The sequence below is a fragment of the Streptomyces sp. PL-29 genome (assembly GCF_058344425.1).
In genome coordinates, this window is sequence record NZ_CP136996.1 from 1,549,825 (window position 1) to 1,575,547 (window position 25,723).

Genomic DNA, 25,723 nt, shown 5'->3' on the forward strand with positions numbered 1-25,723 from the left:
CACAGTCTGAACACCACGCAGGAGGACGGCCGATGAGCCGATCGACCAAGCCGCACGAGATCGTCGAGCGGGCCCTGGAGCTGTCCACCGCCGACGGGTGCGTCGTCATCGCCGACGAGGAGTCGAGCGCCAACCTGCGCTGGGCCGGCAACGCCCTGACGACCAACGGCGTCACCCGCGGGCGGACCCTGACCGTCATCGCGACCGTCGACGGCAAGGAGGGCACTGCCTCGGGGGTCGTGTCGCGCTCCGCCGTCACCGCGGAGGACCTGGAGCCGCTGGTGCGGGCCGCCGAGGCGGCCGCGCGGGGAGCGGGTCCCGCCGAGGACGCCCAGCCGCTGGTCACCGGGGCCCCGGCCTCGCCGGACTTCACCGACGGCCCGGCCGAAACCACCTCCGCCGTGTTCGCGGACTTCGCCCCGGCCCTGGGAGAGGCCTTCGCCCGGGCCCGGGCGGGCGGCCGGGAACTGTACGGCTTCGCCAACCACGAGCTGGTCTCCACCTACGTCGGCACCTCGACCGGCCTGCGGCTGCGCCACGACCAGCCCAACGGCACCCTGGAGCTCAACGCGAAGTCCCCGGACCGCCTGCGCTCGGCCTGGGCGGGCCGCTCCACCCGGGACTTCAAGGACGTGGACCCCACCGCGCTGGACGCGGAGCTCGCCGTACGGCTGGGCTGGGCGGAGCGGAGGATCGACCTGCCGGCCGGACGGTACGAGACGCTGCTGCCGCCGACGGCCGTGGCGGACCTGCTGATCTACCAGATGTGGTCGGCGTCCGCCCGGGACGCGGTGGAGGGCCGCACGGTCTTCTCCAAGCCCGGCGGCGGCACCCGGCTCGGCGAGAAGCTGACCGACCTGCCGCTGACGCTGCGCAGCGACCCGAACGCGCCGGGCCTGGAGTCCGCGCCCTTCGTCATTGCCCACAGCTCCGGCGACGACGTCTCGGCCTTCGACAACGGCCTACCGGTCCCGGCGACCGAGTGGATCCGGGACGGCGAGCTGGCCCGACTCTCGACCACCCGGCACACGGCCGGCCTGACCGGCCTGCCCGTCTCCCCCGGCTTCGGGAACCTGATCCTGGACGGCGGCGGTGACAAGACCCTGGACGAGATGGTCGCGGACACCCGGCGGGGCCTGCTGCTGACCTGCCTGTGGTACATCCGCGAGGTGGACCCGGCCACCCTGCTGCTCACGGGCCTCACCCGGGACGGCGTCTATCTGGTGGAGGACGGGCAGGTCGTGGGCGAGGTGAACAACTTCCGGTTCAACGAATCCCCGGTGGACCTGCTGTCGCGGGCCTCGGAGGCGGGCCGGACGGAGAAGACCCTGCCGCGCGAGTGGAGCGACTGGTTCACACGGGCCGCGATGCCGGCTGTCCGCATCCCGGACTTCAACATGAGTTCGGTGAGTAAGGGCGTCTGACCCACCTAGACTGAGCACGGCATTTCCACAGAACGTAAGGAGTCGAGAGACCGTGACGGACATCGTCGACGAACTGAAGTGGCGCGGGCTCTTCGCCCAGTCCACCGACGAAGAAGCGCTGCGCAAGGCCTTCGCGGACGGTCCGGTCACGTTCTATTGCGGCTACGACCCGACCGCCGCCTCACTGCACGTCGGCCACCTGGTGCAGGTGCTCACGATGCGGCGGCTGCAGCTGGCGGGCAACCGGCCGCTCGCGCTGGTCGGCGGGGCCACCGGTCAGATCGGTGACCCCCGTCCGACCGCCGAGCGCACCCTGAACGACCCCGCGGTCATCGCGGAGTGGGTGACCCGGCTGCGCTCGCAGATCGAGCCGTTCCTGTCCTTCGAGGGCGAGAACGCCGCGGTCCTGGTCAACAACCTGGACTGGACGGCGGGCATGTCCGCCATCGAGTTCCTGCGGGACATCGGCAAGCACTTCCGCGTCAACAAGATGCTGACGAAGGACTCAGTCGCCAAGCGGCTGGAGTCGGACCAGGGCATCAGCTACACGGAGTTCAGCTACCAGCTGCTCCAGGGCATGGACTTCCTGGAGCTGTACCGGCGTCACGGCTGCACCCTGCAGCAGGGCGGCTCGGACCAGTGGGGCAACCTGACGGCCGGCCTGGACCTGATCCACCGGGTCGAGCCGGACGCACACGTCCACGCGATGGCGACCCCGCTGATGGTCAAGGCGGACGGCACGAAGTTCGGCAAGACCGAGGGTGGGGCCGTCTGGCTGGACCCGGAGATGACCACACCGTACGCGTTCTACCAGTTCTGGCTGAACGTGGACGACCGGGACATTTCCACCTATATGCGGATCCTTTCCTTCAGGTCCCGCGAGGAGCTGGAGGAACTGGAGGCGCAGACCGCCGAGCGGCCGCAGGCACGCGCCGCCCAGCGGGCGCTGGCGGAGGAGCTGACCACGCTGGTGCACGGCGCCGACCAGTGCGCCGCCGTGATCGCCGCGTCGCGGGCACTGTTCGGTCAGGGCGATCTGGCCGAGCTGGACGAGGCCACGCTGGCCGCGGCCCTGTCCGAGCTGCCGCACGCCGAGGTGGCGGAGCCGGCCCCGGTAGTGGACCTCTTCGCACAGACGGGCCTGGTCGCGAGCAAGTCGGCCGGCCGCCGGACCGTGAAGGAGGGCGGCGCCTACGTGAACAACGTGAAGGTCACCGCCGAGGACGCGGTCCCCGCCAAGGAGGACCTGCTGCACGGGCGCTGGCTGGTGCTGCGCCGCGGCAAGAAGAACCTGGCGGCGGTCGAGGTCACCGGCGCCTGACCGGCGCGGGAGGCGGACCCGCACGGCACACGGCGGAGGGGCCGGTTCGGACTCGTGGTCCGGCCGGCCCCTCCGGCGTGTGCCGCACCCCTAAGTCGTCTGCCGACTGCTGCCGCGCATCGCCTTGTAGGCCATTTCGCCGAGGAAGACGAAGAGGACCGCTCCCGCGAGCTGCAGGAGGTGGCGGGTCCAGTCGATGCCCCGGGTGTCGGCGACGCCGATCCAGACGGCGACGGCGTTGCCGAGGATGCCGCCGACGATGCCCATCAGCGTGGTCAGCCACAGTGGCTGGTGCTGTCTGCCCGGCAGGATGGCCCTGGCTATCAGCCCCAGTACGAAACCGACGATGATCGCCCACAACCAGCTCATGTCCAGCCTCCTCCCGGCGCGGTGTGCGCACGTGGGCCCAGTTTCGACCCGTCCGGCGTACCGCGCATTTCGGGCGGCACCGTTGGGGGTCCCCCTGTCCCCGCGGCGGCGGGGGCCGCGTACCGTGGAGAGGGTCCGGGCAGCGGAACGCCCGGCCGGCGATCGGGTGGTAGTGACGTGGAACGGGTCAAGCGACAGAAGCGGAACGGGGCCGAGGTCTTCCGGATCACCGGCGCGCGCATGGGGCTCGCCGAGGACGTGCGGGGCCGCCAGCGCCGCTACGTCATCTCGATGACGGTGCGGACCCTGTCGGTCATCGCGACCGTGCTGTTGTGGAACGTATCGCGCCCGGTGGCTGTGGTGACGCTCGTCGCGGGCGCGCTGCTGCCGTACGTGGCCGTGGTCATCGCCAACGCCGGCCGCGAGTCGACGCCGTCGCTGCCCTCCCATTTCGTCCCGGCTCCCGTCCGTCCGGCGCTGGACGCGGGAAACCTCAATAAAAGCTCAGATCAATCATGAAGTTCCGGTGCACTGCACCGGGTCCTGCGTGACATACTGCTCACGCGCTCCGCATCCCCCGTCGGAGCGACGGACCGACGCCGGGCAGCTCCCCCCGTGGCTGCTCGGCGTCGCCCTTCCGTTCTAGGGTGGGGCCGTGACTTCCTCCGACTCCCCCACCCCCGAAGAAATCCCCACCTGCTCGGCCAAGGGCTGCCGTGACGCGGCCGTCTGGGTCCTCGCGTGGAACAATCCGGCGCTGCACACGCCGGAGCGGCGCAAGACGTGGCTGGCATGCGAGGAGCACCGCGAACACCTCTCCCAGTTCCTGGGGGTCCGCGGTTTCCTCAAGGACGTCGTCGGGCTCGACGCGTGGGTGCAGCCGGAGGGCTCGGAGCGCCCGCGCTGATCAGCCGCCGATCGCGGACATGGGGCGGTCGGGCTGGAGGAACGTCGGGTCGTCGAGGCCGGAGCCGGCCTTCTTGCCCCACATCGCCACCTTCCACAGCCGGGCGATCTCCTCGTCCGGGGCGCCCGAGCGCAGGGCGGAGCGCAGGTCCGATTCCTCGGTGGCGAACAGGCACGTACGGATCTGGCCGTCGGCCGTGAGCCGGGTACGGTCGCACGCGCCGCAGAACGGCCGGGTGACCGAGGCGATGACACCGACGGTGGCGGGGCCTCCGTCGACCACCCAGCGCTCGGCCGGGGCGGAGCCGCGCTCGTCCACACCCTCCTCGGTGAGCGTGAAGCGCGTGCGCAGCGACTCCAGGATGTCCCCGGCGGTGATCATGCCGTCGCGCTTCCAGCCGTGCTGGGCGTCGAGGGGCATCTGCTCGATGAAGCGGAGCTCGTACTGGTTCTCGACGGCCCAGGCCAGCAGGTCGGGGGCCTCGTCGTCGTTGAGCCCCGGCATGAGCACGGCGTTGACCTTGACGGGAGTGAGGCCGGCCTCGCGGGCCGCGGCCATGCCCTCGATGACGTCCTTGTGCCGGTCACGGCGGGTGAGGGTCTTGAACACCTCGGGGCGCAGGGTGTCCAGGGAGACGTTCACCCGGTCCAGGCCGGCGGTCTTCAGGGCCTGAGCGGTGCGGCGCAGGCCGATGCCGTTGGTGGTCAGCGACATCTTGGGGCGGGGCTCCAGGGCCGCGCACCGTTCGACGATCCCGACCAGGCCGGGTCTCAGCAGCGGTTCGCCGCCGGTGAAGCGGACCTCGGTGATGCCGAGCTGCGTGACGGCGATGCGGATCAGCCTGACGATCTCGTCGTCGGTGAGCAGATCGGACTTGCCGAGCCACTGCAGGCCCTCTTCGGGCATGCAGTAGGTGCAGCGCAGGTTGCACCGGTCGGTGAGCGAGACGCGCAGGTCAGTGGCCACGCGGCCATAGGTGTCGAGAAGCACTGTGGGCCCCCTCCCCTGTCCGGAAGTAGACGTACGCGCGACATCGGATCCACTTCACGCGTTCTATTTCGAGACTACGGGACGCATGTGTCGTTCCGTGATGCCCGAATGAACGAGACGTGACACGGCCGTGTCGTAGGGACCTACGACACGGCCACGCCAGGTGTTCGGACGATGTCAGTGCGCCCCCGTTCCGGTGAGGGAGCGCACCTCCAGCTCGGCGAACTTCTGCGGGTCGGCCTTCTCCTTCGTCAGGACGGTTCCCAGCCATCCCAGGAGGAAGCCGAGGGGGATGGAGATGAGGCCCGGGTTCTCCAGCGGGAACCAGAAGAAGTCCGCGTCCTTGAACATCGAGGTCGGCTTTCCGGACACGACCGGGGAGAACAGCACCAGGCCGACGGCCGAAACGAGTCCGCCGTAGATGGACCAGAGCGCCCCCTGGGTGTTGAAGCGCTTCCAAAAGAGGCTGTAGAGGATCGTCGGCAGGTTGGCGGAGGCGGCGACCGCGAAGGCGAGTGCGACGAGCCCGGCCACGTTCAGGTCGCGGGCCAGGGCTCCCAGGCCGATGGCGACCGCGCCGATGACGACGGTGGACCAGCGGGCGGCGCGCACCTCCTCCTGCTCGGTGGCCCTGCCCTTGCGGATCACGTTCACGTACAGGTCGTGGGCGAAGGACGAGGAGGAGGCGAGGGTGAGCCCCGCGACCACGGCGAGGATGGTGGCGAAGGCGACCGCGGAGATCACGGCGAGCAGGACGGCCCCGCCGGTGGAGTCCGCACCGCCGCCGACGGCCTGGGCCAGCAGGGGCGCGGCGGTGTTGCCGGCCCTGTTGGAGGCCAGGATGTCGGCCCGCTCCAGCAGGGCCGCGGCACCGAAGCCGAGGGCGATGGTCATGAGGTAGAAGGCGCCGATGATGCCGATGGCCCAGTTGACGGACTTGCGGGCGGCCTTCGCGGTGGGCACGGTGTAGAAGCGGATCAGGATGTGCGGGAGGCCGGCGGTGCCCAGGACGAGGGCGAGGCCGAGGGAGATGAAGTCCAGCTTCGAGGTCGCGTCCTTGCCGTACTTGAGGCCCGGTTCGAGGAACTTGGCCCCCTGACCGCTGTTCTCGGCCGCCTTTCCGAGCAGGTCGGACACGTTGAAGTGGAACTTCAGGAGCACCAGGAAGGTGATCAGGAGGGCGCCCGCGATCAGCAGGACCGCTTTGACCATCTGGACCCAGGTGGTGCCCTTCATCCCTCCGATGGTCACGTACACGATCATCAGGACGCCGACCAGCGCCACGACCGCCACCTTGCCCCCGTCGCTGGTGATGCCGAGGAGCAGGGACACCAGGACGCCGGCGCCGGCCATCTGGGCGAGCAGGTAGAAGATCGAGACCACGATGGTGGAGGCCCCGGCGGCGGTGCGGACGGGCCGCTGGCGCATCCGGTACGCGAGGACGTCGCCCATGGTGTAGCGGCCGGAGTTGCGCAGCGGCTCGGCGACGAGCAGCAGGGCGACCAGCCAGGCCACGAGGAAGCCGATCGAGTACAGGAAGCCGTCGTAGCCGAAGAGGGCGATGGCGCCGGCGATGCCGAGGAAGGACGCGGCGGACATGTAGTCGCCGGAGATGGCGAGGCCGTTCTGGAAGCCGGTGAACTGGCGGCCGCCCGCGTAGAAGTCCGCGGCGTCCTTGGTCTGGCGGCCGGCCCAGACCGTGATGATCAGGGTGGCGACGACGAACAGCCCGAACAGGGTGATGATGAGCGGGCGGTGTTCGGAGGCTCCTGCCGCGAGCGGCGTCAGGTGGTGCGTTCCACTCATTCGGAGCCCTCCATCCGCGCCTTGATGGCCGCCGCCCGGGGGTCGAGCCTGGCGGCGGCGTGGCGCGCGTACAGCCAGGCGATGAGGAAGGTCGTCGCGAACTGTGCGAGTCCGAGCACCAGGGCGACATTGATGTTGCCGAAGACCTTGGTCCCCATGAAGCCGCCCGCGTAGTTGGAGAGCAGGACGTAGAGCAGGTACCAGGCGATGAAGGCCGCGGTGAGCGGGAAGGCGAAGGAGCGGTAGGAGCTGCGGAGTTCGGCGAACTCGGGGCTCTGCTGGACGCTCACGAACTCATCTGCCGTGGGGCCCGCCAGGGGCGTTCCCGCGCTGCCCGGAGGCGGCGCTGCTTCGGTGGTCACGGGGGGATCTCCTTGTGACGCGGGTGCGGTGGGGACGACGGACAAAACAACCTCCGTGTGGGGGGATCGATGGCGCTGAGCCCCCTCTGTCAACGGCACGGCCGGCGTGTCGGGACGGTTCAACGCCCTTGGATTCTTCGGGGACCGATTTCTCGAACTGATGGCGGAAAGGGGAACGTCGGCACTAGGTTCACTTGTCATGGACCCGCCCGACGCGACCGCGTACGGGCGGCTTTTCAAGATGATCTGGAGAACCCATGGCTCATCTGGGACCCGTCCGCCGGCGTGCCCTCGCCGTACCGGTCGGCCTGGCGCTCACCGCCTCGCTCGCCCTGCTGCCCTCGGTGTCGGCCGCCGCCGCCCCGCTGGCCGGCACCGCGGACACGGCGACGGCTTCGAGGGCCGCGGCCACCGGCCCCGAACTGTCGTACGTGGCGAACCTGAACGCCTACGCCACGGTGAAGGCGGCGAAGAAGGCCGTCGAGCGGGCCGGTGGAACGGTGGTGACGGCCTATGAGGAGATCGGGGTCGTCGTCGCACACTCCCAGAACCCGGACTTCGCCAAGCGGCTGCGCGCCCAGCGTGGGCTGTTCGTGTCCGTCGGCGCCACCCGGACGGCCCCGATGTCGGCCGTGCAGACCACCGAGGAGGGCGCGACCCAGCGGCTGAGCGAGGCGGACGCCGCCAAGGCGGCGGCACAGGCCCAGGAGGGGCAGGAACCGCTCGAACCCAACCAGTGGGACCTGCGGGCGATCAAGGCCGACGAGGCTCACAAGATCAACGATGGCAGCCGGAACGTCACCGTGGGCATCATCGACACGGGCGTGGACGACACCCACCCCGACCTCGCCCCGAACTTCTCCAAGGGCCAGTCCGCCAACTGCGTGGGCGGCGTCGCGGACACCACCGAGGGCGCCTGGCGCCCGTACCCGGACGGCAGCGACCACGGCACGCACGTGGCCGGCACCATCGGCGCCCCGCGCAACGGCATCGGCATCAGCGGTGTGGCGCCCGGCGTGAAGATCGCCGCGATCAAGGTGAGCGAGCCCGGGACCAGCCTCTTCTACACCGAGGCGGTCGTCTGCGGCTTCATGTTCGCCGCCGAGAAGGGGATCGAGGTGACCAACAACAGCTACTACGTCGACCCGTGGCTCTTCAACTGCAAGACCGACGACGACCAGAAGGCGCTGGTGGAGGCCATCGGGCGGGCGACCCGGTACGCCGAGCGCAAGGGCACGCTGCACGTGGCCTCGGCCGGCAACTCCAACCAGGACCTGGCGGCGGCCTCCCTGGAGGACACGACCAGCCCGAACGACACCACCCCGGTCACCCGCACCATCGACCCGAAGGTCTGCCTGGACCTGCCCACGCAGCTGCCGGGCGTGGTCACCGTCTCCGCGACCGGCGACAAGGGCCTGCGCTCGTACTACTCCAGCTACGGCCTCGGGGTCGTGGACGTCGCGGCCCCCGGCGGCGACAAGTGGCAGGTCCCGGCCACCCCGGACGCCAACGGGCGCGTGCTCTCGACCGTCCCGGGCGGCGGCTACGGCTACAAGCAGGGCACCTCGATGGCCGCCCCGCACGTCGCGGGCGTCGCGGCGCTGCTCAAGAGCGCCCACCCGTCGGCGACGCCGTCGCAGCTCCGGACGATGCTGAAGGCGCAGGCCGCCAAGGCGGCCTGCCCGGCGCAGATATACGACGCCACGGGCACCCTGGTCAACGCCACCACCTGCCAGGCCAAGTGGGGCCAGACCGGCTACTACGGCTACGGCGTCGTGGACGCCCTCAAGGCCGTGAAGTAGTCCCGCGCGGTGAACGGCCGGGCCGGGCGGGGACCACTCCGCCCGGCCCGGCCGCGCCCGACGGCGGGCCCGGGCCCGTACCGGCCGCGGATCACGGCTCGCGCACCCGGGGCACCGTCAGGGCTTGATCAGCACCTTGAGCGCGCTGCGGTCGTCCATCGCGCGGTAGCCGTCCGGGACCTCGTCCAGAAGGACGGCACGGTCGAAGACGGGCGACGGGTCGATCGCCCCGCTCAGCACGTCCTCCAGCAGCTCCGGAATGTAGGCGCGGACCGGGGCCACACCACCGCGCAGGGTGATGTTGCGGTCGAACATGACGCCGAGGTCGAGGCCGGTGCCACTGCCGTGCGGGACGCCGACGTAGCCGATCGCCCCGCCGTCGCGGGTGATGTTCACCGCGGTGCGCATGGACTGCTCGGTGCCGACCGCCTCGATGACGCAGTGCGCGCCACGGCCGCCGGTCAGCTCGCGCACGGCCGCCTCGGCGGCCTCGCCGCGCTCGGCGACGACATCGGTGGCTCCGAACAGCCTGGCGATGTCCGTACGGACGGTGTGGCGGCCCAGGGCGATGATCCGCTCGGCGCCGAGGCGCCTGGCGGCGAGGACGCCGCACAGGCCGACGGCGCCGTCGCCGACCACGGCGACCGTGGCGCCCGGACGCGCGCCCGCGCCCAGGGCGGCGTGGTGCCCGGTGCCCATGACGTCGGAGAGGGCGAGCAGGCCGGTGAGCAGGTGGTCGTCGGAGGCGGCCTCGGCGGGCAGCTTCACCAGCGTGCCGTCGGCGTGCGGGACGCGCACGGCCTCGCCCTGACCGCCGTCGTGGCCGACCGAGCCCCAGAACCCGCCGTGGTCGCAGGAGGTGTAGAGGCCCTCCTTGCAGTACTCGCAGGTACCGTCCGACCACATGAAGGGCGCGACGACCAGGTCGCCGGCGCGCAGGCCCGACACCGCCGGGCCGGTCTCCTCCACGACGCCCAGGAACTCGTGGCCGATGCGCTGGCCGGGCCGGCGCGCGGCCTCGCCCCGGTAGGCCCACAGGTCGCTGCCGCAGATGCAGGCACGCAGGACGCGGACGACGGCGTCCTCGGGGCGCTGGATCGCAGCGTCGGGCACCTCCTCCACGCGGATGTCGTGCGGGGCGTGGATGACGGTGGCGCGCATGGTGGTGCAGTCCTCCGGTTCGAGATCGTTCAGTCTTGTACGACTGTGGAACCGTCCTACCGTACGCCTGCTTCGCGCATGGTCGCTCCGGTGGCCAGCAGGTACTGGGCGGCCAGATAGGTGGCCATGATCCAGAAGTCGGGGCGGGGCAGCTGGGGCCACTCGGCGACACCGGTGGCGATGAGGGTGTCGGACAGCAGGAACAGCGCGCCGCCGATGCCGGCCCGCAGGCCGAGGGCGCTGGAGCGGAAGGCCATGGCGGTCAGCAGCAGGCTGTAGCCGGCCACGGGGATGCGCAGGTCAGCGGGCAGGTCGGGCCACAGCAGGGCGACGGTGCCCAGCAGGGCCAGCGCGTAGGCGCCCCCGAGCAGGGGGTTCGCGGGCCGCTTGCCGAACAGGACGAGGTAGCAGACGTGCCCGACGGCGAAGGACCCCATGCCGACCAGGAAGGCCGCCTCGGCGTCGAAGAGCAGGGCCAGGTCCCCGCCCCAGCCGAAGAGCAGGGCGGCGGCCAACAGGCGGGGCGCGCCGCGCGTGATCACGTGGACCACCAGCAGCGGCATCAGGAGCGGCTTGGCGATGACGTGCCCGAGGTGCCAGTCGGCGAGCAGCGACCCGAGGTCGGCGGCGGCGGCCACGGCCAGGCACACGAGGGCGGCGCGGCCGAGCCGCTCCCTGCCGGGCACCGCCCGCTCGGCGGCCCAGGAGGGGCCGGGGCGGCCGGTGGACTCAGCGGTGCTCACGCGGTGGTCTCCTGCACGGCGGCCGGGGCGGGCGCGGATGCCGGGGCGGCGGACGCCGGAGCCGGGGCGGGCGCGGACGCCGGAGCCGGGGCGGGCGCGGACGCCGGAGCCGGAACGGCTGACGCCGGGGCCGGGGCGGGCGCGGACGCCGGAGCCGGGACGGGCGAGTCCGCGGGCTGCCAGCCGGGGCCGCGGAACACCCGTCCGGCCCGCTCGCTCCAGGTCCGGGCGGCGCGCACGTCCCGGGCGATGGCGGCGTACTCGTGAGTGGCCACGCGCAGCGGGTTGTAGGTGTTGATGTTCTTGGTGAGTCCGTAGACGGGCTTTTCGGTCTCCCCCACCCAGGAGCCGAACATCCGGTCCCAGACGATCAGGATGCCGCCGTAGTTGCGGTCCAGGTAGCCGCCCTGGGACGCGTGGTGGACGCGGTGGTGCGACGGGGTGTTGAAGACGTACTCGTAGGCCCGGGGCAGCTTCCCGATGCGCTCGGTGTGGACCCAGAACTGGTAGAGCAGGTTGATGCCGTAGCAGAAGGGGATCACGGCGGGGTGCACCCCGACCGCCACCATCGGCAGGTAGAACCAGTAGGTCGTGGCACTGGTCCAGGGCTGCCGCAGCGCGGTGGTGAGGTTGAACTTCCGGCTGCTGTGGTGGACCACGTGGCAGGCCCACAGGATGCGGATGACGTGGTGGCTGCGGTGCTGCCAGTAGTAGAGGAAGTCCTGGGCGAGCAGCATCAGCGGGACGGTCCACCAGAGCAACGGAACCCGCAGCGGGGTGAGTTCGTAGACGGCGGTGAAGACCGCGACCACCGGGATCTTCCACAGGAGGTCGAAGCCGATGCTGCCGAGCCCCATGCCGATGCTGGTGGCGGCGTCCTTGGTGTCGTACCCGGCCGCGTCCTCGTCGGGATGGAGCCGGTAGCTCACCAGCTCGATGACGGTGAGCAGCACGAAGGCGGGTATGGACCACAGCACGACATCGGGCAGGTTCGGCATGTCCGCACCATAGAGGCGCCTTCGGGGCTGCCGCTAGAGGTTGTTACCGATCGGTATCCATCGAGGTTACCGTCGGTTCGGCCGGGGTGGGGCGCGGCGTGCTGCACGGGGGTCCTCCCGACCGGCGCCGGGGACGGCGGCGGTCGCCCGCCGGGGCGGCTCGTCCGTCGGAAGCGAGCCGCCCCGGCGTGCCGCGCGGGGCGCTACCAGACCCGGACCGAGCCGCCGCGGGCGAAGGCCGGGCTGGTGGCCTCGGGCGGGACGTGCGCCAGGGGTTCGGCGATCTCCGAGACCAGGGGGCCGTGCTGCGCGGCCAGGGCGTCCAGCCGGGTCAGGTCGAAGCCGTACACGCGGGCCGCGTTGCCGCCGGCCATCGCGGCGACCTCGTCCCGCGGGAGGCCCGCGTAGGCAATGCGGAGGCCTTCGCGGGAGAAGGGGGTCGTGCCCTCGTCGTGGGGGTAGTCGCTGCCCCACATGATCTTGTCGAGGCCGATCCGGTCCCGCAGCGGCACCTCGTGGGGGCGCATGAAGCTGGCCCCCACGAAGCAGTTGTCCCGCCAGACCTCGCTCGGGCCCCTGCCCATCGCCTCGGCGAGGCCCGCCCCGAACTTGGACTCAGCCGTGGCCGAGGCCGCGACCAGGCGGCCGTGGTAGTAGTCCAGCATCTCCAGCACGCCGGGGATCCAGCCGGAGCCCTGCTCGGTCAGGACCAGTCTGAGGCCCGGATGACGTCGAAACGCCCCGCCGAAGACGAGGTGCCACAGGGCACGGTGCGAGAACCAGGTGGTCTCCACCATGAAGACGGCCCGGGCCGCCGGTTCGTCGCCGAGCGGCGGCGAGGCCGAGCCGCCGTGGTGGTTGACCGGGACGTCCAGCTCGTCGCACACCGCCCAGAGGGGGTCGTAGACCTCCGAGTACAGCTCGGGGACCGTGGAACCGGGCGGTACGCCGGGCAGCAGGATGCCCCCCGTCAGGCCTGCCTCCTTCGTGCGGCGGACCTCCCGCACCGCCGCGTCCACGTCGTTGAGGAGGATCTGCGCGACGCCCGCCCGCCGGCCCGGGGCGTCCGCGCAGAAGTCCGCCAGCCAGCGGTTGTGGGCCTGCAGGCCGGCCCAGCGCATCGCGTACTCCGCGGCCGTCGGCGGCTGCGCCATCAGGGAGGCCTTGGGGAAGAACGGCGGGATGGTGTTGGGGAAGACGACCTCGGCGACGATGCCGTCGGCCTCCAGCTCCGCCAGGCGCCGCGCCGAGTTCCAGTTGCGGTCCGCGGTGTCCGCGAGGAGGTCCTCGTACGGGTTCACGTAACCGGCGGCCCAGGCGTCGAAGTCGTCGTGGTGGCGCTTCTCCAGGTACGGCTTGTAGTCCAGGAGGTCGGCGCCCGCGTGGCAGTCCGCCGAGATCACCGTGTAGCGGTCGCCGCCGGTCACTGCGCGACCCCCAGTACCGGGAAGTCGTGGCCGGTCAGCCAGTGCCGTCCCACCTCGCGCGAGCGCGCCCAGGAGGCCGTCACCGCCGCCTGGTCCGGGGACTGGCCCAGCTCGGCCGGGGTGGGGCCGATCCGGCGGGCGAGCGGGGCCAGCTTCGCGGTGTCGAAGCCGAAGACCTCCGCCGCTGCGAGGCCGAGGATCCGGCGGCTCTCGTCGACGGGGATGTCGTGGAAGGTGTTCTTCAGCCAGGTCCGGGTGTTCGGCCAGGTGCCCTCGGGGTGCGGGAAGTCCGAACCCCACAGGATGTTGTCCACGCCGATCTCGTAGCGCTGGGCCAGTTCCCGCCGCTTGGTGTTCGTCGCGCAGACGAACACCTGGCGGTCCAGGTACTCGCTCGGCGGCCGCTTCAGCTCCTCGAAGGGCGAGAGCTTCTTGCCGCCGTGCGCTCCGAGGTAGAGCCGGTCCATGAACCACAGCTGGTTCGGCAGCCACCAGCAGCCCGACTCGGCGACGCCGAACCTCAGGCCCGGGTGCCGCTCGAACACCCCCGACCAGAGCAGGAACCAGAGCGGGCGGGCCGGCCACCAGGTGACCTCGGAGACGAAGATGCCCAGGTGGTCGCCGTACTCGTGGCGCGGCGAGGCCCCGGAATGGGTGACGATGGGCATCCGCGTCTCGGCCGCCGCCGCCCAGACGGGGTCGTAGCGGCGGTCGTGGTAGGGCGCCTGGTCCACCCACATGGCGGGGATCATCAGCGCGCCCAGCCCGGACTCCTTGGCCCGGTGCACCTCGGCGACGACCTTGTCCGGATCGCCCGTGACGGGCAGCAGGGCCACACCGCAATGGCGTTCCGGGGTCTGCGAGACGAACTCGGCCAGCCAGCGGTTGTGCGCCTGCGCGCCCGCCATGCCGAGCTCGGGGTCCTGGTCGCCGGAGAGCCCGAGGCCCACTCCGAAGGGGGCCGCGGTCTGGCTGTCGACGGCGTCCGCGTCGGGGAAGACGACCTCACCGGCCACGCCGTCGCCGTCGAGCTCCTTGAGCCGCTGACCGGTGTCCCAGCCGCCCCGCAGCCCTTCCTCGTGGTCGTGGAACCACTTCTCGGCGAAGGCCTCGTTGCGGATGCCCAGCCGGGTGGCCTCGGCGCGGCGGGCGTCGCGCTGGCCGAGGAACTCGTCGAACCGGCGGTGGTGACGGGAGGCGAGATAGGGGCGGTACTGCTCGGTGGGCAGGCCCGCGTGGCAGTCGGAGGAGATGATCAGGTACGGGTCCTCGTACGGTGTGTCACTCACTGCGGTCGCTCCTCAGTCGAGGATGAAGCTCTCCAGGTAGGCGGGGTCGGCGCGGTCGAGCATCGACTGTGACCGGGCGCGGATCTGCCGGTCGCTGTGCTCGCTCGGCGGCAGCATCCAGAAGCGGCCGGCTCGGATGCCGTCGACGACGTGCTCCGCGACCTCCTCGACCGGGGTGAAGTCCACCTCGCGGCCGGCCTGCTTCATCGCGGCCTCGTACTGGTCGAGGCTGCGGTACGGGGTCCGGCGCGGGCGCTGCTTGGCGTACCGCTCGGGCCGGTTGCGGTGGGACTCCCACAGTCCGGTGCGCAGCATGTGCGGGCCGGGGAAGAGCACGGAGGCGCCGACCGACGCGCCTTCCGCCTTGAGGTGCGCGTAGAGGGACTCGGTCATGGTGACCACGGCGGCCTTGGTGACGGCGTACACGGAGGCGGTGGGCAGCGGGGCGATGCCGCCGTCACCGGAGGAGGTGTTGACGACGTGGCCGGGGGCGCCGCCGGCGATCATGCGGGGGACGAAGGCCTGGATGCCGTGGAAGACGCCCCACACGTTGACGGAGAAGGCCCACTTCCAGTCGTTGGGCTCGTGTTCCCACATCCGGCCCTCCGCGCCGGAGCCGACGCCCGCGTTGTTGCACAGGACGTGGACGGCGCCGTAGGCGTCGTAGGCCGCGTCGGCAAGGGCGAGCACGGACTCGCGGTCGCCGACGTCGACGGCCCGGGCGAGCACCTGCGCACCGTCCGCGGTGAGTTCGCCGGCGGCCTTGCGCAGGGCGCCCTCCTCGACGTCGGCGAGGACCACCTGCAGCCCCTCGGCGGCGAAGCGGCGGGCCATGGCGAGGCCGATGCCGCTCGCCGCGCCGGTGACGACGGCCGTCTGTCCCGGTTCGAGCCGCATCTCACAGGCTCCCTTCCGGCGGGCCGTCGAGGAGCTGGAGGGGGTCGTCGTAGCGCTGGTGGACGTACGGGAGCAGGGACCGGGCACTGACCCGCTCGACGACCCGGCCCCTCTGGTCGGTGGTCTTCTCGCCGATGGTGATCTCCACGATCCGGCGGACCGGGAGGTCGGCGACCGGATCGAACATCGACTCGCGCAGGACGACGTCACCGGTGACGTGCTCCAGCCTGCGGACCTTCTCGTTGCGCACGCAGTGCACCAGGACCGGGTCCCCGTCGAAGCCCGAACCGTCCACGGAAGGAAGGAACTTGAAGTAGAAGTCGGTCTTCCGGGTGGGCTCGGGCAGTGGGAGCGGGCGGTCCACGGCGCCGCGCACCTCGACGAAGGCGATCCCGTGCCGGGCGAGGGCCGCGCGCACGACGAGGCCGTCCCGCTCGACGGTGACCTCGCCCAGCTTCTTCGGTTCGCCGAAGACCTCGCGGCCGCCGGTCAGGGCGCGCTCGTGGGTCATCGGCATGACCAGGGGATACCAGCCCTCCACGCCGTCGTGCCGGGCGGCGACGGCCACCGAGCCGGCGCCGAGCGGGTAGCCGGGCAGGTCGACCTTGCTGATGTTCGCCCGCACCAGGGCCTGTCCGGTCGGCTTGAGCGGCGGCGGCAGGACCGCGGCGACCACGTCGGGATCGGTCTCCCAGACGGCCACCACGCCGGTGGACCAGATGTCGGGGAGCCGGGAACTCTTCTCGCGCGACGCGGCGATCTCGACCTCGGTGCGCGCTCCGTACCGTACGCGTGCCATCTCTCGCACCACCTCTCGGTTCGGTTCTGTAACACAGTTACACCGCTGCCGATGAAGGGTAAAGACCCGTGCGCACACCAGAACTGACGCGGCAACAGATCGGTGGACGGCTGCCATGGCAAGATCCTCGCTGACCCGTGACGAGGTGCTCGACGCCGCCGCGTCCCTGGTTCGACGACGCGGTCCGGCCGCCCTCACGATGCGGGGACTCGCTGCCGAGCTGGGCACCGCCGTGACGTCGATCTACTGGCACGTCGGCAACCGCGAATCGCTGCTCGACGCCCTCGTGGAGCGGACGGTTCAGGAGATGGGCGCAATCCTCCCGGCCGGCCGCACCCCGGCCGAGCGGATGGTCTCGGTGGCCCGGATCCTGCGCCGCGAACTGCGCGAGCGCCCGCACCTCATCGCGATGGTCCACGAACGCGGCCTCACGGAGCGGATGTTCCTGCCCGCCCAGCAGGCCCTCGTCCGCGAGGTGCACGCCGCGGGCCTGCACGGCGCCCGGGCGGCCGACGCGGTGCGCGCCGTGCAGTTCCAGATCGTCGGGTTCCTGCTCGTGGAGCGCAACCGTGAACGCGCCCCCGCCCAGTCCCCGGCCGAGAGCGAGCTCTGGGACCCGGCCACGGCCTCCCACGACCCCGCCCTGGCCCGCGCGCTGGCCCGGCCCGCGGATCCGGAGCGGCTCTTCCTGCTGTCCGTGCGGGCCCTGGTGACCGCCCTGCTGATGGCGCCGCCGCAGGACCGCAGGAGCGGTCCGTGAGCCGGTTTGCGCCGGGACCCGTTGACGGCTGCGGGCTCGAACAGCTGGCCGCCGCGGACCTGGTCTCGGCCCTGGGCTGACCCAGGGTGGGGCTGCGGTGTCGGTCCGTGCCGATATCCTCTGTGACCATGCTCGACGACCGTACGACCGCAGAGACGACGTGGCCGACCGCCTACCCACAGGGGTACGCGGTCGTCGACGTGGAGACCACCGGGCTCGCTCGCGACGACCGGATAGTCTCCGCGGCCGTCTACCGGCTCGACGCCCAGGGCAACGTGGAGGACCACTGGTACACCTTGGTCAACCCGCAGCGGGACCCGGGGCCGGTGTGGATCCACGGTCTGACGAGCGACGTGCTCGACGGGGCGCCGCTCTTCCGGGATGTCGCCGAGGAGCTCGCCGACCGGCTCGCGGACCGGGTGCTGGTGGCGCACAACGCCATCTTCGACTGGCAGATGATCGCCCGGGAGTACGCACGCGCCGAGGCTGCCGCGCCGGTCCGTCAGCGGTTGTGCACCATCGCCCTGTCGAAGGAGCTGGACCTCCCGCTGCCCAACCACAAGCTGGAGTCGCTCGCCGCGCACTTCGGCGTGGTCCAGCAGCGCGCGCACCACGCCCTCGACGACGCCCGGGTGCTGGCGGAGGCCTTCCGTCCGTCGCTGCACGCCGCGGCGCGGGGCGGCGTACGGCTGCCCCTGCTGGAGTGCCGGCCGCTGACCGAGTGGTCGGACTCGGCCGCCACCCCCCGCGTGGGCCACCAGGCGTCCTACCGGGGAAGCAGCTGGCGGCCCTCGCGCAGGCGGCCGCCGTGCCCGCACCCCAACCCGGGGCGGTTCGAGGACGGCAAGCCGCTGAAGCAGGGCATGCGGATCGCCTTCTCCGGTGACACCTCGGTGGAGCGGGAGCTGCTGGAGGACCGGACGGTCGAGGCGGGCCTGCACGTCGCGACGAGCGTGTCGCGGCTCACCAGCCTCCTGGTGACGAACGACCCGGACTCGGCGACCTCGAAGACGGTCAAGGCGAAGTCGTTCGGCACCCCGGTGGTCGACGAGGCCGCCTTCACGCAGCTGCTGCGGGACGTGGCCCCGGCCGGGGAATGACCGGGCGGTGAGCGGACCGGCCGAGGCCTGTTGGGCCGGCCGGGTGTCCGCGCGGCGACTCACCAGGGTGGATCTTGTTCCACCGCTGCGCCGTGCGCACCATGCGGCGCATGGCACGTTGTGAGGTCTGCGGAAACGATTACGGCATGTCCTTCGAGGTGCACGCGCAGGGCGCCGTGCACGTCTTCGACTGCTTCTCCTGCGCCATCCACCGCATGGCGCCCATCTGCGAGCACTGCCGGGTCCAGATCATCGGACAGGGCGTCGAGGTCGAGGGCCAGTGGTTCTGCGGAGGGCACTGCGCCCGTGCGGAAGGGAAGGTGGGCATCGTCGACCACGTCTGAGCGCCGCTCCGCCTCCTGCCGCGACCCCGGAAGGCCACCCGGCCGCCGGGGTCACCGTCCGCCGGGGTACCGTCGTGGGCGTGTACCGCTTTGTGCTGACCCGGCAGTGGGTGTGCCTCACCCTCATCGCCCTCGTCCTCATCCCCGTGATGATCAAGCTCGGGTTCTGGCAGTACCACCGCCATGTGCACCGGGTCGCACAGAACCAACTGATCGAGGCGAACCTGCGGGCGGAGCCGGTCCCGGTGGCGGAGGTCACCTCCCCCGGACACAAGGTTCCCCGCGCCGACTTCTGGCGCGCGGTCACCGCCACCGGCACGTACGACTCCGCGCACGAGGTGGTCGTACGGATGCGGACCTCGAACGACGACAGGGTCGGCTTCCACGTCCTGACCCCGCTCGTCCTCGCCGACGGCCGGGTGGTGCTGGTCAACCGCGGCTGGGTGGCGGGCGGGGACGACCCGCGCGCCTACCCACCGGTGCCGGCCGCGCCCGCGGGCGAGGTCACGGTCACCGGCCGGCTGAAGGCCGACGAGACGAGCGGCGGCAGCGGCATCAAGGACCGCAAGGGCCTGCCCGACCGGCAGGTGATGCTCATCAACAGCGAGCAGCAGGCCGAGTCCCTGGGCCGGCCCGTGCTCGGCGGGTACCTGGAGCTGACCGATCCGGCTCCGGCGGAGGGCGGCCCCGAGACCGTCGCCGACCCCGACCACGACTCGATCGGCGCGCACATGGCCTACGCGGTCCAGTGGTGGCTGTTCGCCTCCGCGGTACCGGTGGGCTGGCTGGTCCTCGTACGGCGCGAGAGGCGCGATCGCGAGGAGGCCGCGGCCCGGGCCGAAGCCGCCGAACAGGAGCCCGCGACGGCGTAGCGTGTCGGGCATGGATCTTGGACTGAAAGACCGTGTCTACATCGTCACCGGGGCCACGCGCGGCCTCGGCTTCGCCTCCGCCCGGGAACTGGTCGCCGACGGCGCGAAGGTCCTCGTGACGGGTCGCGACGAGAAGCGGACGGCCGAAGCCGCCGCGGAACTCGGCCCCAATGCCGTGGGAGCGGCCGCGGACAACGCGGATCCGGCGGCGGCCGGGCGGCTCATCGCCACCGCGCGCGAGCGCTTCGGCCGTTTCGACGGCATCCTCATCAGCGTCGGCGGGCCCGTGCCGGGCTTCGCCGTCGACAGCACCGACGAGCAGTGGTCGGACGCCTTCGAATCGGTCTTCCTCGGTGCGGTGCGCCTCGCCCGGGCGTCCGCCGCGGTGCTGGGCGAGGGCGGGGTCATCGGCTTCGTCCTGTCGGGCTCGGTCCACGAGCCGATTCCCGGCCTGACCATCTCCAACGGCCTGCGTCCCGGTCTGGCCGGCTTCGCCAAGTCCCTCTCGGTGGAGCTCGGTCCGCGCGGCATCCGCGTCGTCGGCCTCCTGCCGGCCCGCATCGACACCGACCGGGTGCGGGAGCTCGACGCGCTGTCGGGCGACGCCGCCGCCTCCCGCGCGGGCAACGAGTCCCGTATCCCGCTGCGCCGCTACGGCTCCCCGCAGGAATTCGGCCGCACGGCCGCGTTCCTGCTGTCGCCGGCCGCCTCGTACCTGACGGGCGTGATGCTCCCGGTCGACGGCGGCTCCCGGCACGGCTTCTGACCGCACGTCGCCACCCCCGCCCGTCGCACAGCGGGCCCGGCGCACCCTCAGCTGACGCGCCGGGCCCGGTGGGACGTCACCCGGAAGCGGGCCTCCGCCGGCAGTTCCGCCAAGCCCGCCGAGGTCCGGGCGTGGGTGAGGACCGGTCCGGCCAGCCCCGCCAGGGCGTCCGCGGGGACCGCGTGGGGCTCCAGCTCGACCGCCACCCGCAGGGCGGGCGCCCCGCGCCGCCCGCGCAGGACGACCCGGCAGCCGGCGACCCCGTCCAGGGCGCGGGCCTCCGCGGCGACGGCGTCGGACAGGGCGCGCCCGCGCAGCACGGCGAAGGCGCCGTCCCCGGTGTCCACGGCAACCTCCCGCAGCCTCGATCGCCGCAGCTGCGACAGCAGCCACCACAGTGCCAGCACCAGGCACAGGGCGAGGACCGCGCACAGCACCCACCAGGCCCAGCCCTCGGCGTGCAGGTACCGGTGCCGGTCCTCGGCGCTCAGCAGCGGCGCCGTGCGGCCCCGCAGCGGGCGCACCCCCGTCAGCAGCACGATCCCGGCCGCCAGCAGGACGGCTCCGGCCACCGCCAGCAGGATCCGGTTCACCGTACCGAGCACCCCGCTCACCTCCTGACCCGTACGCGCCGCCGCGGCGGGTGCACCAGGCCCAGCTCTTCGATCCCGACGGCCAGTACCGCGTCGAGGTCGGCCCGTACCTCGTCCAGCTCGCGGAAGTGCGACCTGGCCCGCACCCGGACGCGGGAGCGGCCCACCCGGACCCGCGCCGACCGCACGCCCGGCACTTCCATGGCCCGGTCCCGCAGGACCTGGGCCGCGTCCCGCCGGCCGATGCCGGCGCGCAGGGGCGGGCCTGCGCCCGCTACCGCGTCCCCGCTCGGGTCGGGGCCCAGCATGGGCAGGATCCTGCGGACCCCGGGAGTGACGGCCAACAGCAGGAGTACCGCCCCGACCAGGGCCAGCGCCCCGCCGGCCAGCTGTACGGGCAGGTCCGCCGGGGTGTGGACCTCCAGCTGGTGGGCGAGCTCGCGGCGCCAGGCCATGGCGGGCCGGTCGGCCCGTACGGCGGCCAGGTCGTACAGGAAGAGGCCCGCCACCGCGAGCACGAGCAGGGCGACGAGTGCGGCGGGGATGCGGCGGGCGGATCTGAACCGGGTGGCCGTCACCGCAGCCGCCGGTCCCGCCCGGCGGCGGTTCGGGTGTGCGCCGAGTGCAGGCGCTCGATGTCGATGTCGACCTCGGGTACGGACATCTGCGCACACTCCTCGACACGGCGGGTGACCCGGCTGCGCACGGCCGCGCACTGGGCGGCGAGGTCACCGGGGTAGTCGAGCTCCAGGCTGATCCGGACCCGGGCGATGTCGTGGTGCACGGTGACGGTGGCCTGCGGGGGCGCGCCGGAGCCGGCGGCGACCGCTTCCCGGGCGGCCTGTGCGGCGATCTTGGCAACGACCCGGTCGGCGATCCGGGTGGCCCCGCGGTCGGCGGCGGCCACCGCGTGCGGGGTGGCCCGTGCGGTGCTCCGCGGCGCGGCGGGGCCCGGCGGCGCGTCCTGCGGCGGGGTGTCCATCGCGCCTCACCTGCGCCGGTCGTCGCGGCGGCGGAACAGGTCCCCGGGATCCAGGTCCCCGTCGAGGAAGCGGCCGGCGACGAAGCCCACGGCTCCGAGGGCCGCCACCAGCAGGAAGGCGCCGAATCCACCGAAATAGCCGGCGAACCCCAGGGCCATGCCGGCCAACATGCCGGCGACCGCCATACTCATGTACGGGCTCCTCTCGGCTACTGGAGTCGGGGCTCCGGCTCCTCGTCGGGCTCGTCTCGGGCAGTTTGACGTCGCTCACGGCGATGTTGACCTCGACGACCTCCAGGCCCGTCATCCGCTCGACCGCGGAGACGACGTTCTCACGGACCGCCCGGGCCACGTCACGGATCGACACGCCGTAGTCGACGACGATCTCCAGGTCGAGGGCGGTCTGGACCTCGCCGACCTCGGCCTTGACCCCGCGGCTGACCGCTGCCTTCCCGCCACCGGGAACCCGGTCCCGGACGGCGCCGAAGGTGCGGGAGAGGCCGCTGCCCAGGGCGTGCACGCCGACCACTTCACGGGCGGCCAGTCCGGCGATCTTCTCGACCACCCCGTCCGCGATGGTCGTGCGCCCCCGGTCACCGGGAGCCTTGTGGGAGCCCCCTGATGCGTTTTCGGTCATCGCGTGTCCCTTCACGTGTACGGACTCACTCCGCTCCACGGTAGGCGCCCGGGCGCCCGGGCGCCCCGGGACTACGCCGGTCGGCGTCGTCCCGGGGCGGTTTCCGGTCCGGGGGCGGCGCGCGACGGGTCAGTCCGAGAGGCCCGCCAGGTCCCGCAGGCGACGCGCCTGGGCGGCGCGCTCAGCGGCGCGCTGCTCGTCGTACGGGCGGGCCAGCGCCCCGCGCAGCAGGGTCTTGGTCTCGATCACGGCGTCCCGGGGCGGGGCCAGCAGGGCGGCGCTCAGGTCGCGGACGGCGGCGTCGAGCTCGCCCGCCGGGACCACCAGGTTGGCGAGGCCGACGCGCTCCGCCTCTTCGGCGTGCACGAAGCGGCCCGTCGCGCAGATCTCCAGCGCGCGGGCGTAGCCGACCAGGGAGGCCAGCGGCTGGGTGCCGGCCAGGTCGGGCACCAGGCCCAGGCTCGTCTCGCGCATGGCGAACTGCACGTCGTCGGCTACCACGCGCAGATCACACGCGAGCGCGAGCTGGAAGCCGGCGCCGATCGCGTGCCCCTGCACGGCGGCGACGGAGATGATGTCGTTACGCCTCCACCAGGTGAACGCCTCCTGGTACTCGGAGATCGTGGCGTCGAGCAGTTCCTCGGAACCGCGCGCCAGGTCGAGGAAGGACGGCTCGCCCTCGAAGCCTTCGGGGGTGAACGCCTGCCGGTCGAGCCCGGCGGAGAAGGACTTGCCCTCGCCGCGCAGCACGACGACCCGGACAGTACCCGGCAACGACCTGCCCGCCTCGGCCAAAGCCCGCCAGAGCGCGGGGGATTGGGCGTTTCGCTTGGCCGGATTGGTCAGTGTCACCGTGGCGACCGTGTCGTCGACGGTGAGTCGTACGCCGTCCTTGTCGAGCAGAGCCATCCGTATGCCTCCGGTGTGCAGTCGGCCGCAAGCCCGGCCTAAGTGACTGCACAGTAACCACCCAGTCGACCGGAGGGCCGACCGGGGGGTCACCGAAGGGGACGTCGGTTCATGTGTGAGCCTTGAAGCCGTTGGAGCGTCTGGATCCGATGGACCGGGGTCAGGCCGTAGCAGCCTTCTTGCCACGTGTCGCGCCACCGCGGCCACGCAGCGAGACCCCGGACTCACTGAGCATCCGGTGCACGAATCCGTAGGACCGGCCGGTCTCTTCGGCCAGCGCCCGGATACTCGCACCGGAGTCGTACTTCTTCTTCAGGTCTGCCGCGAGCTTGTCGCGCGCGGCGCCGGTAACCCGGCTGCCCTTCTTCAGAGTCTCGGCCACCCGTGCCTCCTCATGGGAAGTGCGCTCTGGACTTCTCATGATCACCCCTCCCCGGCTTCCTGGCCACCCATTCAGCAAGGTCGGTACGGCGGCATTTCCCGCGCGGTGGACACCCGAGCAGACCGGAATCGACTCTTCCGTTGCATGACTTCCGTCACACTTCGCCCGCCGACCCGGGAATCACCAGGTCAGGGGCCGGAGCGCGGAAGCGCGAAGACCCCGGTCACACCCCCGCGAGGGCGCGGCCGGGGCCGTCGTACGACGCGCAACGGTACGAGACCGTCTCACTCAGATGATGGATCACCCCTGAGCCGAATGATCCATAAGGAACTGGATCAGAGCCGGGAGGGCGTCCCGGCGCCTCCCGGCACGTCCGGGGCGGGGGTCAGGCGAGGGCCACCAGGTCCCGGTAGTCCGGTCCCCACAGGTCCTCGACACCGTCCGGGAGCAGGATGATGCGCTCCGGCTCCAGCGCCTCCACGGCGCCCTCGTCGTGCGTGACGAGGATGACCGCGCCCTTGTACGTGCGCAGCGCGCCCAGGATCTCCTCGCGGCTGGCCGGGTCGAGGTTGTTCGTGGGCTCGTCGAGCAGCAGTACGTTCGCCGAGGAGACGACCAGCGTGGCCAGGGCCAGACGGGTCTTCTCGCCGCCGGAGAGCACGCCCGCGGGCTTGTCGACGTCGTCCCCGGAGAACAGGAAGGAGCCGAGTGTCTTGCGCACGTCGACCAGGTCCAGGTCGGGCGCGGAGGAGCGCATGTTCTCCAGGACCGTGCGGTCCGGGTCCAGCGTCTCGTGCTCCTGGGCGTAGTAGCCGAGCTTGAGGCCGTGGCCGGGCGTGACCTGGCCGGTGTCGGGCTGCTCGGCGCCCGCGAGCAGGCGCAGCAGGGTGGTCTTGCCGGCTCCGTTGAGGCCGAGGATGACCACGCGGGAGCCCTTGTCGATGGCCAGGTCGACGTCGGTGAAGATCTCCAGGGAACCGTAGGACTTCGACAGGCCCTCGGCGGTCAGCGGGGTCTTGCCGCAGGGCGCCGGGTCCGGGAAGCGCAGCTTGGCGACCTTGTCGGAGACGCGGACGGCCTCCAGGCCGGACAGCAGCCGCTCGGCCCGCTTGGCCATGTTCTGCGCGGCGACCGTCTTGGTGGCCTTGGCGCGCATCTTGTCGGCCTGGGAGTTCAGGGCCGCGGCCTTCTTCTCGGCGTTCTGGCGCTCGCGCTTGCGGCGCTTCTCGTCGGCCTCGCGCTGCTGCTGGTAGAGCTTCCAGCCCATGTTGTAGACATCGATCGCGGACCGGTTGGCGTCGAGGTAGAACACCTTGTTCACGACGGTCTCGACGAGGTCGACGTCGTGGGAGATCACGACGAAGCCGCCGCGGTAGTTCTTCAGGTAGTCGCGCAGCCAGACGATCGAGTCGGCGTCGAGGTGGTTGGTCGGCTCGTCGAGGAGCAGGGTGTCGGCGTCCGAGAAGAGGATGCGGGCGAGCTCGACGCGTCGGCGCTGACCGCCGGAGAGGGTGTGCAGGGGCTGGCCGAGGACCCGGTCCGGCAGGCTGAGGGCGGCCGAGATGGTCGCGGCCTCGGACTCGGCGGCGTAGCCGCCCTTGGTGAGGAACTCGGTCTCCTGGCGCTCGTACTGCTTGAGCGCCTTCTCGCGGGTGGCGCCGGATCCGGTGGCGATGCGCTCCTCGTTCATCCGCATCTTCTTGATGAGGACGTCGAGACCGCGGGCGGACAGGATCCGGTCGCGCGCCAGCACGTCGAGGTCACCGGTCCGAGGGTCCTGCGGGAGGTAGCCCACCTCGCCCGAACGGGTGATGGTGCCGCCGGCGGGCTGGCCCTCTCCCGCGAGGCACTTGGTGAGGGTGGTCTTGCCGGCTCCGTTGCGGCCCACCAGGCCGATGCGGTCGCCCTTGGCGATGCGGAAAGAGGCGGACTCGATGAGGACGCGGGCGCCGGCGCGCAGCTCGATGCCGGTGGCGGTGATCACGGAAATACTCCAGGGCGGGTCGGGACGGCGGAAGGGGGCAGGACGCGAGGCTTCGACGCCGCTAATCCGCGAGGAGATTTGCCATGAGAGGCATTCTAC

Annotated in this window: 28 protein-coding genes and 1 pseudogene; 10 read left to right on the forward strand and 19 right to left on the reverse strand. The window is 71.9% G+C overall.

Going from position 1 to position 25,723, the window contains the following annotated elements:
* The first annotated feature begins 32 nt into the window (after positions 1 to 32).
* Together R4Z63_RS07075 and tyrS are read left to right on the forward strand one after the other, a co-directional pair.
* Positions 33 to 1,424 carry a metallopeptidase TldD-related protein gene (locus R4Z63_RS07075; RefSeq protein WP_384451691.1) on the forward strand — a complete coding sequence of 464 codons (1,392 nt, stop codon included), beginning with the start codon at positions 33 to 35 and terminating at the stop codon, positions 1,422 to 1,424.
* Between the two features lie 52 nt (positions 1,425 to 1,476).
* Positions 1,477 to 2,745, forward strand: coding sequence for a tyrosine--tRNA ligase (gene tyrS / locus R4Z63_RS07080; protein WP_037930644.1), 1,269 nt, complete (start codon positions 1,477 to 1,479; stop codon positions 2,743 to 2,745).
* A gap of 90 nt (positions 2,746 to 2,835) precedes the next feature.
* Here tyrS and R4Z63_RS07085 read toward each other — a convergent pair whose 3' ends face one another.
* Entirely contained in the window at positions 2,836 to 3,114 is a 279-nt protein-coding gene (locus R4Z63_RS07085) for a GlsB/YeaQ/YmgE family stress response membrane protein (RefSeq protein ID WP_384451694.1), read from the reverse strand.
* Between the two features lie 240 nt (positions 3,115 to 3,354).
* Here R4Z63_RS07085 and R4Z63_RS07090 point away from each other — a divergent pair, with 240 nt between their 5' ends.
* Both R4Z63_RS07090 and R4Z63_RS07095 read left to right on the forward strand, forming a co-directional pair.
* Positions 3,355 to 3,633: a DUF3099 domain-containing protein gene (locus tag R4Z63_RS07090; protein WP_052031394.1), complete on the forward strand. Its 279-nt coding sequence runs from the start codon at positions 3,355 to 3,357 to the stop codon at positions 3,631 to 3,633.
* A gap of 136 nt (positions 3,634 to 3,769) precedes the next feature.
* The gene (locus tag R4Z63_RS07095) at positions 3,770 to 4,021 is read left to right on the forward strand and encodes a hypothetical protein (RefSeq protein WP_037930637.1); all 252 of its coding nucleotides are present in this window, start codon (positions 3,770 to 3,772) and stop codon (positions 4,019 to 4,021) included.
* Here R4Z63_RS07095 and moaA read toward each other — a convergent pair whose 3' ends face one another.
* The 3 genes from moaA to R4Z63_RS07110 all read right to left on the reverse strand — a co-directional run bounded on the left by moaA (position 4,022) and on the right by R4Z63_RS07110 (position 7,179).
* Complete coding sequence (moaA, locus tag R4Z63_RS07100; RefSeq protein WP_037930634.1) at positions 4,022 to 5,011, reverse strand: GTP 3',8-cyclase MoaA; 990 nt, start codon at positions 5,009 to 5,011, stop codon at positions 4,022 to 4,024.
* A 177-nt stretch (positions 5,012 to 5,188) separates the two neighbouring features.
* The gene (locus R4Z63_RS07105; protein ID WP_037930631.1) at positions 5,189 to 6,817 is read right to left on the reverse strand and encodes a monocarboxylic acid transporter; all 1,629 of its coding nucleotides are present in this window, start codon (positions 6,815 to 6,817) and stop codon (positions 5,189 to 5,191) included.
* On the reverse strand, positions 6,814 to 7,179 hold the full coding sequence (locus tag R4Z63_RS07110) for a DUF485 domain-containing protein (RefSeq protein ID WP_037930627.1): 366 nt from the start codon (positions 7,177 to 7,179) through the stop codon (positions 6,814 to 6,816). The genes R4Z63_RS07105 and R4Z63_RS07110 overlap by 4 nt, the downstream gene beginning before the upstream one ends.
* Before the next feature lie 257 nt (positions 7,180 to 7,436).
* Between R4Z63_RS07110 and R4Z63_RS07115 the strand changes: the two genes are divergently transcribed.
* Complete coding sequence (locus R4Z63_RS07115) at positions 7,437 to 8,981, forward strand: S8 family serine peptidase (RefSeq protein ID WP_037930625.1); 1,545 nt, start codon at positions 7,437 to 7,439, stop codon at positions 8,979 to 8,981.
* A gap of 117 nt (positions 8,982 to 9,098) precedes the next feature.
* Here the strand turns inward: R4Z63_RS07115 and R4Z63_RS07120 are convergent, their stop codons facing one another.
* The 7 genes from R4Z63_RS07120 to R4Z63_RS07150 form a co-directional block, all read right to left on the reverse strand.
* On the reverse strand, positions 9,099 to 10,142 hold the full coding sequence (locus R4Z63_RS07120; protein ID WP_384451701.1) for a zinc-dependent alcohol dehydrogenase family protein: 1,044 nt from the start codon (positions 10,140 to 10,142) through the stop codon (positions 9,099 to 9,101).
* Between the two features lie 56 nt (positions 10,143 to 10,198).
* A complete protein-coding gene (locus R4Z63_RS07125; RefSeq protein WP_384451703.1) occupies positions 10,199 to 10,885 on the reverse strand; it encodes a lysoplasmalogenase in 687 nt (228 codons plus the stop codon).
* A complete protein-coding gene (locus R4Z63_RS07130) occupies positions 10,882 to 11,883 on the reverse strand; it encodes a sterol desaturase family protein (protein ID WP_384451706.1) in 1,002 nt (333 codons plus the stop codon). Before R4Z63_RS07130 ends, R4Z63_RS07125 begins: the two co-directional genes overlap by 4 nt.
* Positions 11,884 to 12,086: 203 nt before the next feature.
* Entirely contained in the window at positions 12,087 to 13,310 is a 1,224-nt protein-coding gene (locus tag R4Z63_RS07135; RefSeq protein ID WP_037930224.1) for an amidohydrolase family protein, read from the reverse strand.
* Positions 13,307 to 14,599 (reverse strand): amidohydrolase family protein, encoded by a 1,293-nt coding sequence (locus R4Z63_RS07140; RefSeq protein ID WP_384451709.1) that lies wholly within the window; start codon positions 14,597 to 14,599, stop codon positions 13,307 to 13,309. Before R4Z63_RS07140 ends, R4Z63_RS07135 begins: the two co-directional genes overlap by 4 nt.
* 12 nt (positions 14,600 to 14,611) lie before the next feature.
* A complete protein-coding gene (locus tag R4Z63_RS07145) occupies positions 14,612 to 15,496 on the reverse strand; it encodes an SDR family NAD(P)-dependent oxidoreductase (RefSeq protein WP_384451712.1) in 885 nt (294 codons plus the stop codon).
* 1 nt (position 15,497) lies between these two features.
* Complete coding sequence (locus tag R4Z63_RS07150; protein ID WP_037930219.1) at positions 15,498 to 16,295, reverse strand: acetoacetate decarboxylase family protein; 798 nt, start codon at positions 16,293 to 16,295, stop codon at positions 15,498 to 15,500.
* Between the two features lie 115 nt (positions 16,296 to 16,410).
* On the opposite strand from R4Z63_RS07150, the gene R4Z63_RS07155 reads away from it, so the two are divergent.
* The 5 genes from R4Z63_RS07155 (at position 16,411) to R4Z63_RS07175 (ending at position 20,137) form a co-directional block, all read left to right on the forward strand.
* Entirely contained in the window at positions 16,411 to 17,055 is a 645-nt protein-coding gene (locus R4Z63_RS07155) for a TetR/AcrR family transcriptional regulator (RefSeq protein ID WP_037930217.1), read from the forward strand.
* A 122-nt stretch (positions 17,056 to 17,177) separates the two neighbouring features.
* Positions 17,178 to 18,155, forward strand: a complete 978-nt coding sequence (locus tag R4Z63_RS07160) for a DEDDh family exonuclease (protein ID WP_384451735.1) — start codon at positions 17,178 to 17,180, stop codon at positions 18,153 to 18,155.
* A gap of 110 nt (positions 18,156 to 18,265) precedes the next feature.
* Positions 18,266 to 18,499, forward strand: coding sequence for a hypothetical protein (locus R4Z63_RS07165; protein WP_075972011.1), 234 nt, complete (start codon positions 18,266 to 18,268; stop codon positions 18,497 to 18,499).
* 80 nt (positions 18,500 to 18,579) lie between these two features.
* Positions 18,580 to 19,371, forward strand: a complete 792-nt coding sequence (locus R4Z63_RS07170) for an SURF1 family cytochrome oxidase biogenesis protein (protein ID WP_037930289.1) — start codon at positions 18,580 to 18,582, stop codon at positions 19,369 to 19,371.
* A 10-nt stretch (positions 19,372 to 19,381) separates the two neighbouring features.
* Positions 19,382 to 20,137: an SDR family oxidoreductase gene (locus tag R4Z63_RS07175; protein WP_384451718.1), complete on the forward strand. Its 756-nt coding sequence runs from the start codon at positions 19,382 to 19,384 to the stop codon at positions 20,135 to 20,137.
* A gap of 47 nt (positions 20,138 to 20,184) precedes the next feature.
* Here R4Z63_RS07175 and amaP read toward each other — a convergent pair whose 3' ends face one another.
* The 8 genes and pseudogenes from amaP to R4Z63_RS07215 form a co-directional block, all read right to left on the reverse strand.
* Positions 20,185 to 20,742, reverse strand: a complete 558-nt coding sequence (gene amaP / locus R4Z63_RS07180) for an alkaline shock response membrane anchor protein AmaP (RefSeq protein ID WP_384451721.1) — start codon at positions 20,740 to 20,742, stop codon at positions 20,185 to 20,187.
* A 5-nt stretch (positions 20,743 to 20,747) separates the two neighbouring features.
* Positions 20,748 to 21,308 carry a DUF6286 domain-containing protein gene (locus tag R4Z63_RS07185; RefSeq protein WP_052031358.1) on the reverse strand — a complete coding sequence of 187 codons (561 nt, stop codon included), beginning with the start codon at positions 21,306 to 21,308 and terminating at the stop codon, positions 20,748 to 20,750.
* Positions 21,305 to 21,712: an Asp23/Gls24 family envelope stress response protein gene (locus tag R4Z63_RS07190; protein WP_384451726.1), complete on the reverse strand. Its 408-nt coding sequence runs from the start codon at positions 21,710 to 21,712 to the stop codon at positions 21,305 to 21,307. The genes R4Z63_RS07185 and R4Z63_RS07190 overlap by 4 nt, the downstream gene beginning before the upstream one ends.
* A gap of 6 nt (positions 21,713 to 21,718) precedes the next feature.
* Positions 21,719 to 21,904, reverse strand: a complete 186-nt coding sequence (locus R4Z63_RS07195) for a hypothetical protein (protein WP_030662934.1) — start codon at positions 21,902 to 21,904, stop codon at positions 21,719 to 21,721.
* A gap of 17 nt (positions 21,905 to 21,921) precedes the next feature.
* A pseudogene (locus R4Z63_RS07200) lies at positions 21,922 to 22,349 on the reverse strand (Asp23/Gls24 family envelope stress response protein).
* A 129-nt stretch (positions 22,350 to 22,478) separates the two neighbouring features.
* On the reverse strand, positions 22,479 to 23,258 hold the full coding sequence (locus tag R4Z63_RS07205) for an enoyl-CoA hydratase/isomerase family protein (protein WP_037930205.1): 780 nt from the start codon (positions 23,256 to 23,258) through the stop codon (positions 22,479 to 22,481).
* A 160-nt stretch (positions 23,259 to 23,418) separates the two neighbouring features.
* Complete coding sequence (locus tag R4Z63_RS07210) at positions 23,419 to 23,640, reverse strand: helix-turn-helix domain-containing protein (RefSeq protein WP_030010789.1); 222 nt, start codon at positions 23,638 to 23,640, stop codon at positions 23,419 to 23,421.
* Positions 23,641 to 24,025: 385 nt separating this feature from the next.
* Positions 24,026 to 25,624, reverse strand: coding sequence for an ABC-F family ATP-binding cassette domain-containing protein (locus R4Z63_RS07215; RefSeq protein WP_037930202.1), 1,599 nt, complete (start codon positions 25,622 to 25,624; stop codon positions 24,026 to 24,028).
* Between the last annotated feature and the right edge of the window lie 99 nt (positions 25,625 to 25,723).

Bases quoted from the DNA above. Each gene is read 5' to 3' on its own strand.
- R4Z63_RS07075 (WP_384451691.1), top strand. From the start codon at position 33: ATGAGCCGATCGACCAAGCCGCACGAGATCGTCGAGCGGGCCCTGGAG.
- R4Z63_RS07085 (WP_384451694.1), bottom strand. From the start codon at position 3,114: ATGAGCTGGTTGTGGGCGATCATCGTCGGTTTCGTACTGGGGCTGATA.
- R4Z63_RS07090 (WP_052031394.1), top strand. From the start codon at position 3,355: ATGGGGCTCGCCGAGGACGTGCGGGGCCGCCAGCGCCGCTACGTCATC.
- R4Z63_RS07105 (WP_037930631.1), bottom strand. From the start codon at position 6,817: ATGAGTGGAACGCACCACCTGACGCCGCTCGCGGCAGGAGCCTCCGAA.
- R4Z63_RS07115 (WP_037930625.1), top strand. From the start codon at position 7,437: ATGGCTCATCTGGGACCCGTCCGCCGGCGTGCCCTCGCCGTACCGGTC.
- R4Z63_RS07120 (WP_384451701.1), bottom strand. From the start codon at position 10,142: ATGCGCGCCACCGTCATCCACGCCCCGCACGACATCCGCGTGGAGGAG.
- R4Z63_RS07130 (WP_384451706.1), bottom strand. From the start codon at position 11,883: ATGCCGAACCTGCCCGATGTCGTGCTGTGGTCCATACCCGCCTTCGTG.
- R4Z63_RS07145 (WP_384451712.1), bottom strand. From the start codon at position 15,496: ATGCGGCTCGAACCGGGACAGACGGCCGTCGTCACCGGCGCGGCGAGC.
- R4Z63_RS07150 (WP_037930219.1), bottom strand. From the start codon at position 16,295: ATGGCACGCGTACGGTACGGAGCGCGCACCGAGGTCGAGATCGCCGCG.
- R4Z63_RS07155 (WP_037930217.1), top strand. From the start codon at position 16,411: ATGGCAAGATCCTCGCTGACCCGTGACGAGGTGCTCGACGCCGCCGCG.
- R4Z63_RS07165 (WP_075972011.1), top strand. From the start codon at position 18,266: ATGGCACGTTGTGAGGTCTGCGGAAACGATTACGGCATGTCCTTCGAG.
- R4Z63_RS07175 (WP_384451718.1), top strand. From the start codon at position 19,382: ATGGATCTTGGACTGAAAGACCGTGTCTACATCGTCACCGGGGCCACG.
- R4Z63_RS07190 (WP_384451726.1), bottom strand. From the start codon at position 21,712: ATGGACACCCCGCCGCAGGACGCGCCGCCGGGCCCCGCCGCGCCGCGG.
- R4Z63_RS07195 (WP_030662934.1), bottom strand. From the start codon at position 21,904: ATGAGTATGGCGGTCGCCGGCATGTTGGCCGGCATGGCCCTGGGGTTC.
- R4Z63_RS07205 (WP_037930205.1), bottom strand. From the start codon at position 23,258: ATGGCTCTGCTCGACAAGGACGGCGTACGACTCACCGTCGACGACACG.